Source organism: Pedobacter sp. 05L430 (assembly GCF_056397585.1).
Map to the genome: position 1 here is coordinate 1 of NZ_JBFTNT010000324.1, position 7,415 is coordinate 7,415.

Sequence of the window (7,415 nt, forward strand, 5' to 3'; positions counted from 1 at the left end):
ATTATGAAAAGGCCCTTAAAAATGATTATGGTTTTACCAGAGTTATCTATGATTTTTCGCTTCGCAGATATGTTAGACAGAAAGAGAACTGGCGTGCTGACGTTGGATTGAATTATGCGGTAAATGCAATGCAGAATTATAATGCTTTTTCAATAAAGAAACGGCTTAACGTTGAAACTTCATTTAATTACAGCTTTCCTTTTATGAATAATGTGTTTTTAATGGCTGCTATGGGGTATTATGGTGAGGATCCGTATAACATCTATTACCGAAATAAGTATAGTTATTTCCGTTTAGGCGTATCTTCTGGGTTGTAAGTGCCGCGCTGTTTGTCTTATTTTATGAAGTTATTGTAAAGGCAATTGATGCTTTCTATTAATATGCTATTGAAACCATTGGTATAAGAAGTATTGGAGCCATTTGTGATGACCACGATCCCAAATTTTTCTTTTGGTTGGAAAAACATTGCGCTATAAAGGCCATAAGCAGAACCGGTATGTCCGGTCATGTGTTTTCCGGAAATCAGGTTGTCTACATTAGTCATTGCCAGCCCATAGCCTTCTTCCTCAGAAATTTTTGTTTGCATTACTTTAGCGCTCTTTTTAGAAATGATTTTTACGCCCTTGTAATTGCCCTGATTCATGTGCATGGTCATGTATTTTGCAAGGTCTGTGGCCGATATTTTCATTCCTCCGGTAGGAGAGAATGCGGGAGTGCTGTATCCCATAACATAGTTTTTTATCTCCTCTCTGCGCGGGGCATAAGCCGAAGAGTCTGAGGCAAAAGTTTTTGAAATGGAATCATATTCATATAGGGTTGTAAACAAACTGTTGTCTAGTGAGTCTACACAATAGCCCCCATAAAGTTTTAAAGGATCTAGTATATGATGTTTTACATATTGGTCAAATCGTTCTCCAGAAAGCTTTTCTATTACCGCACCTACCATATTGAAATTTAGGTTGCAGTATTTATATCCTTTTCCGGGTTCGTAATCATTGTAGCATTTTGCCCAGTTAGAACCTTTTTCTGGGTTAATAACATCAAGATTAAAATAGCCCTGGCTATCGTTTATACTAGAGGTATGGGAGAGCACCATTTTTAGGGTAATAACGGTTTCAGGATATTTCGGGTTCCTTACCTTAAAACCCACCAGTTTGCTGAAATCATCATTTAAAGATAGCTTTCCGGCTTCTGCAAGCTGCATAATAGAGGTGGCCGAGAAGGATTTTGAAATTGATGCTATTCTGAAGATATCTTTATCGGTAAGTGGTGTGCTGGTTTCAGTGTTTTTAAGGCCAAATGAGTGGGTATAAATGATATCGCCGTTTTTTACCACAGCAACAGAGAGCCCTATGGCTTCTTGTTTTTTCATGATGTCTTTTAGTTCAGCCTCTGCTTTGGCAGCTTGGCCAAAGCTGTGGAGACACGCACAAATGATTAAAATTGCTGTAAGAAAATGTTTTAGATAGGTTGGTTTTCTCATAGTCTGGGAGTCAATTTTTGAAAACAAGGTAAAGATAATTCTGATTAATTTCTAAATTGCCGGCATGATCGATTATAAGATAGAAGCAGCAAAGGCGGCCCTGCCTTTTATTAAAATAGGCCAGATTGTAGGTTTGGGTGCAGGAACAACGGTATCTCACCTGGTGGATATGGTGAAACAGGATGAGGATTTGGTTGCGGGTGTTACTTTTACTTCGTCGTCTTTTAAAACCACTGCTTATTTGCAGCAATGCGGATTAAAGGTGCAATCACCGGCGTTACTTAAAAAAATAGATGTTTATTTTGATAGCTGTGATCAGTTTGATGAAGGATTGAATGCTTTAAAAAGTGGAGGTGGTATCCATACTACTGAAAAAATATTGGCATCTATGGCTGTGGATTTCATATTGATAGGAGATGAGGGGAAATTTGTAGCGAAGCTGGATGCTACTTATCCTTTGGTGCTGGAGATATTACCTCAGGCTTTGCAAATGGTACTGGGAAGATTGTCGTTTGAGTTTCCAGGAGCAGCCATAAAGCTACGTATGAGTACTCAAAAGGACGGCGCTGTTATTTCAGATAATGGAAATTTGCTGGCTGATGTTCACTTTGCAGAATTGCCGGAATTAGAAAAACTTAACGTTCAGATTAAAATGATTCCTGGTGTTGTGGAGCATTCTTTGTTTTACGGAATAGCTACAAAAGCAATAATAGCAGGGAAAAATGGGATTAAGGTAATTACGCCGAGTGTGGCTCAACGTGTATAATTACATCTTTAATACTTAAATCTGAGGCCAGAAGCTCATCTTTAACCTGATGGGCTACCTGGTGGGCAGTAAATACATCAATGGTTCCATCTACTTCTATGTGCATATCTACATAGTACTGTAGGCCCATTTTTCTTACATAGCATTTCTCTACTTCTTTTACTTCGATGTGCTGAGCAGCTATCTCGGTAATTTCTGCTATAAATTCTGGTGATGGGGCGGCATCCATAATTTCTGAAAATGCCGGACGGATAATCTTTATTGCATTATAAATGATGAATACGCAAGCCATTAATGCTGCCCAGTCGTCTGCCCCTTCATACCCTTTACCTAATACAAGAGCAATTACAATTCCGATAAATGCTGCAATAGAGGTGATTGCATCACTCCGGTGATGATAAGCATCTGCTTTTACGGCCTGACTGTTCAATCGTTTTCCGATTTTAAGTACATAGCGGAATAAAAGTTCTTTAGAGAGGATTACTACCAGCAATACAATTAAGGTATAGCTTTTAGGTAATCCGTGAGGTGTTCTGATATAATATATAGAATGATATCCAATCCAACCTGCGGCTGCAATCAAAAAAAGGCCTATTAATAAGGCAGCGATGGGTTCGGCTTTACCATGTCCGTATGGGTGTCCCTGATCGGCAGGGCGCTGAGCATATATAAGTGCCAGCCATAATAACCCTGAACTAACCACATCGGCACCAGATTCGGTAGCGTCTGCAATAAGTGCATAGGAATGGCCAAGATATCCTGAAAGACCCTTTATAAATATTAAAGCGATACTGATAATAATACCTAACTGAGTAGTTCGTATGGCTTCTTTAGATGAGTTTTTTGATGATAATTCCATTGCAATAATAATGTAACGCTAAAACTAATGCTGATGTTTTAACAGGGGCGCAAAAATAGCTTTTTGAATGGATGTGCGTTGCATATTTTTGAATAAACTATCATCAATTTTAGTTTAAGCGTTTAATACAGCTAAAGGCGGAGTATTTAATACTTTTCTGCTACTTAAAACACCCGTGAGTACAACCAAAAAGCAGATTAGGATAAACAACAATAGTATCGGTAATAGAGAAGGAGTAAAGCTGGTGTCGAAGCTAAATACAGCTAGGAGCCAACTGCCTCCAAGAGCAAGAATTATTCCTGCACCGGCAGAAAATGCGCCCAGAAATAAGTACTCTATGGCTGTAATTACAAGGATCTGTTTTCGACTGGCTCCCAAGGTTCTGAGCAGTACGCTTTCTCTTAATCGCTGGCCCCTGCTTGTTAGCACTGCAGAAATGAGTACTATCCAGCCGGTTGCCATGCTAAAAGCAGCCATAAACTGTATTACAAAACTTATTTTTGATAACAACTCATCTAAAGTTTTTAATATAAGACCCAGATCTATCACAGATACATTAGGGAATTTTCGTACCACAGCGCTTTGGAAGTTAGCCGAAACGTCATTTGAAGTAATTCGTGTCATCAGTACATGAAACTGGGGGGCATCCTCTAATACACCTGTAGGGAAAACAACCCTGAAGTTAGTTTGCATTCTTGCCCAGTTCACTTCTCTTAAACTTCCAACAACGGTAGGTATCAGTAATCCCTGAACGTTAAAAACGATACTATCGCCAACTCCTACATGGATGTTCCTGGCATAACCTTCTTCTAACGAAACATAGACCTTTTCTTCCGGTTTTGCTTTGCCTTGCCATATACCTTCGGTTACTTTTTCTGCCGAGGTGAGGGTGTCCTGGAAAGTTACCCTAAGCTCTCCTTGAAAAGCACGTTTGGAATCACCTGCAGTATCCTGAAGTGCCGTTTTTCCATTGATTTTCTCAATTCTAACGGTTACAACCGGTACCTGGTTCATTACCGGTAATTTATAATCTCTGGTTAATGTGGCAATTGCTTCCTTTTGTTCATTTTGAATGTCGAACAGTATCATATTTGCCTGATTGGCGGCAGAGGATATGGTTACCCTTTTTATTAAAATGCCCTGTACAAAAAACAGTGTACAGATGAATGCTGCCGATAAACCTATGGATACGGTAAGCATAAGGGTTTGGTTATTTGGCCGGTAGAGATTCGCAAACCCCTGTCTCCATAAATAACTTGAAGAAGCTGGTATGAGCCTTTTTACTGCCCACATTAAGAGTCTGGATAAAGCAAAAAGTAATAGGAACGAGATTAAGATACTTCCGGTAAACACAACTGCCTGCATCCAACTGCTCATTTGAAATCTGGTAAATGCCAGTACAAAAAGCAGGATGAGTAGATACACAATCCATTTTAACGGGTCTCTGGGGTCGTTTGATTTCTCAAACGAATGCCTGATGGCATTTAATGGAGAGATAATGCGTACTGAAACTATAGAGTTTAGTTTTTCGCCAATATATACATGAATAGCGCTTCCAACACCTATACATCCCAATAAGAGGGCAATAAATCCTGAAAGCTCAAGAAATCTGCTCACGTCTCTGAATGATTTTCCGGTGCTTTCCTTTTTAGATTCTACAGTTTCTGTGTCGAGATTTTCTTTATCAAGCAAGCGCTGGATTTTTTTAACCTGACCAGCTACGGCAGATGGTTTATTGTACCGGTAGTAATACTTGTATTGGATTCTGCTGCCTATTTTGGTTAATCCGGTTTGTTCAAGATACTTTAGCGGGATATAAACAACAGGCGCTACGGTAGCAGATATTCCGGTTTGCCCGGGTGCTTTATCCAATATTCCAGCTATTAAGAAGTTAAGTGAACCAATTTTAATGGAATCGCCTGGTTTGGCATTGAACTGCAGCATCACTGTTTTATCAACCAATGCCCTGCGCTCTTGCTGAAAGGTTCTTGCTGCATTTACAGGGGTAGTTTCGATGGTTCCATAAAATGGGTAATTGCCTTCAAGCGCGCGTACCTGTACCAATCTGCTGCCTTCATTTTTAAGGAAATAGATCATTGAAGCGAAGCTTCTTTCCGAAGCCTTTTCATTTCCCAGCGTATCTAGTGCTGCTTGTGCTTTTGCGCTTACGGGTTTGCGTGCCTGTATCACCAGGTCTGCTCCGGTAAGCATTTTGGCTTGATTGTCAATATCACGTTGCATATTATCCCTGAATGAATACACGGCTACTAAAGCCGCAATTCCCAGGATAATTGACGATACGAAAAGAAACAGTCGGGATTTATTGCGACGGGCATCACGCCAGGCCATTTTAAAAAGCCAGCCGATGTTTACAGATCTTTTAAGTGCGGAATTATCTTGTTGCATTTGGATCGTCTGAAATGATTACGCCACCTTTTATTTTTATTATCCTGTTTGTACGCATAGCCAGTTCCAGGTCGTGTGTAACTATGATTAGCGTAGTTCCGGCATCCCTGTTCAGTTCAAACATTAGCTTTTCTATTTTTTCGCTGGTTTCGGCATCCAGATTACCTGTAGGTTCATCGGCAAAGAGTATAGCAGGTTTGTTGGAAAATGCCCTTGCCAGCGAAACACGTTGCTGCTCGCCACCAGAAAGTTGTACCGGATAATGATGTGAGCGCTCTGCAAGGCCTACTTTATCTAACAGATCCATGGCATGTGCACGAATGTCTTTCTCTCCGCGCAATTCCATTGGTACCATTACGTTTTCAAGCGCGGTAAGGGTTGGCATTAGCTGAAAGTTTTGGAATATAAAGCCTATGTAGCGATTGCGTACCGCTGCCCGCTGATCTTCTGTGAGCTCATCTAGTTTTATGCCATTTAGCTTAACGGAGCCGGTAGTAGATCTGTCGAGCCCCGCACAAAGTCCCAGAAGTGTAGTTTTACCACTGCCGGATGGACCTGTAATTGCAAGTGTAGAACCTCCTTCTACAGAGAAATTGACGTTGTTAAGGACAGTAAGTTCTTTTCCGGCACTTTTATATATTTTACTTACATTTTCAATGTGGAGTATGTTTTCTGATGGCATATTATTAATAAATAGGTATTTTTATAGTTAAATATACGAGGCCTGAGAAGTAATGGCTAATTTTAGATTTATATTACATAGATATGTTACGTTTTAAAGCTTCAGCCCTGATCATACTATTGTCAATTGTATTGGCATCATGTGGAAATAACCAAAATAAAGAACCATTACAGGCGAAACCTGCAGAGGCGGCACCTGTTGCTACCGAAGTTCCAGTTAAACAAAAAAATATTCTATTCTTCGGTACAAGTTTAACAGCCGGATACGGATTGGAACAAGGAGAGGCTTATCCGGAACTTTTACAGAAAAAACTGGATTCACTTAAGCTTCCTTATAAAGCAATAAACGGTGGACTAAGTGGAGAAACGTCTGCCGCCGGGAAAAACCGGATAGATTGGTTACTAAAACAACCAATAGCCGTTTTTGTGCTTGAACTGGGCGCTAATGATGGCTTGCGCGGAATAGCGGTTAATGAAACTACGGCCAATTTGCAGACTATAATAGATAAGGTTAAAAAGAAATATCCTCAGGCTAAAATGATTTTAACCGGAATGGAAGTGCCGCCTAACATGGGGGCTAAGTATGCTTCTGATTTCAGGAATATGTTTAAAACACTTGCAGCTAAAAATGAAATGGTTTTTCTGCCGTTTTTGCTAGAGGGAGTAGCGGGTATTCCTAAGTTAAATCAGAATGATGGTATTCATCCTACCGCCGAGGGACAGAAGATACTGGCTGAAAACGTTTGGACGAAATTGAAAGGTGTGCTGTAATTAGTAAAGATTTTTTTTACTATCTTCATTATCTAATCAAATAGCAATAGTGTATGAACATAGTCGTTAAAATTTGGGTACGCAACCCTGAATGGTACTGTGATGAGCATAAAAATCTGGATGACCGAAAGGAATGGGAACAATTGAATGCTGCTAAAATTCCAAAACACTCTCATTGCGCAGCCTTTAAATTCTCTGAAGAAGTGACTGGTTATTCTAAAAAAGATACCAATACTTATGAGCTGACCATCTCTGCCGAAGGTGAGGGCCATGAGAATTCGGCTGTTTTGGGTACGGTTTTATTAGAAGATGTTCACGTAACTGAATTTAATCATGGAGAAGATAGTACCCCTGTTGTTATATCAAATGATATTATTCATGATATCGTTACTACGCAGAAAGAAAATGGGAAATTATGCTGGAACTACTTTCTTAAAGAAAATATAGAT

Annotated in this window: 7 protein-coding genes and 1 pseudogene; 4 read left to right on the forward strand and 4 right to left on the reverse strand. The window is 39.8% G+C overall.

Going from position 1 to position 7,415, the window contains the following annotated elements; all coding sequences use genetic code 11:
* Positions 1-317: pseudogene (locus tag AC1DG9_RS23740) on the forward strand (hypothetical protein); the annotation flags it as partial.
* A 17-nt stretch (positions 318-334) separates the two neighbouring features.
* On the opposite strand, the gene AC1DG9_RS23745 reads toward AC1DG9_RS23740, so the two are convergent.
* Positions 335-1,372, reverse strand: a complete 1,038-nt coding sequence (locus AC1DG9_RS23745; protein ID WP_337716446.1) for a serine hydrolase domain-containing protein — start codon at positions 1,370-1,372, stop codon at positions 335-337.
* Positions 1,373-1,547: 175 nt separating this feature from the next.
* Between AC1DG9_RS23745 and rpiA the strand changes: the two genes are divergently transcribed.
* Positions 1,548-2,249, forward strand: a complete 702-nt coding sequence (gene rpiA, locus AC1DG9_RS23750) for a ribose 5-phosphate isomerase A (protein ID WP_288881037.1) — start codon at positions 1,548-1,550, stop codon at positions 2,247-2,249.
* Here rpiA and AC1DG9_RS23755 read toward each other — a convergent pair.
* The 3 genes from AC1DG9_RS23755 to AC1DG9_RS23765 form a co-directional block, all read right to left on the reverse strand.
* Positions 2,221-3,108 carry a cation diffusion facilitator family transporter gene (locus AC1DG9_RS23755; RefSeq protein ID WP_172659552.1) on the reverse strand — a complete coding sequence of 296 codons (888 nt, stop codon included), beginning with the start codon at positions 3,106-3,108 and terminating at the stop codon, positions 2,221-2,223. The genes rpiA and AC1DG9_RS23755 overlap by 29 nt on opposite strands.
* Positions 3,109-3,222: 114 nt before the next feature.
* A complete protein-coding gene (locus AC1DG9_RS23760) occupies positions 3,223-5,514 on the reverse strand; it encodes an ABC transporter permease (protein WP_477635360.1) in 2,292 nt (763 codons plus the stop codon).
* Positions 5,501-6,196: an ABC transporter ATP-binding protein gene (locus tag AC1DG9_RS23765; protein ID WP_172659553.1), complete on the reverse strand. Its 696-nt coding sequence runs from the start codon at positions 6,194-6,196 to the stop codon at positions 5,501-5,503. Before AC1DG9_RS23765 ends, AC1DG9_RS23760 begins: the two co-directional genes overlap by 14 nt.
* Positions 6,197-6,279: 83 nt before the next feature.
* On the opposite strand from AC1DG9_RS23765, the gene AC1DG9_RS23770 reads away from it, so the two are divergent.
* Together AC1DG9_RS23770 and AC1DG9_RS23775 are read left to right on the forward strand one after the other, a co-directional pair.
* Positions 6,280-6,966 (forward strand): arylesterase, encoded by a 687-nt coding sequence (locus AC1DG9_RS23770; RefSeq protein WP_172659554.1) that lies wholly within the window; start codon positions 6,280-6,282, stop codon positions 6,964-6,966.
* Positions 6,967-7,019: 53 nt separating this feature from the next.
* On the forward strand, positions 7,020-7,415 hold a 396-nt coding region (locus tag AC1DG9_RS23775), incomplete at its 3' end, for a hypothetical protein (protein WP_477635361.1).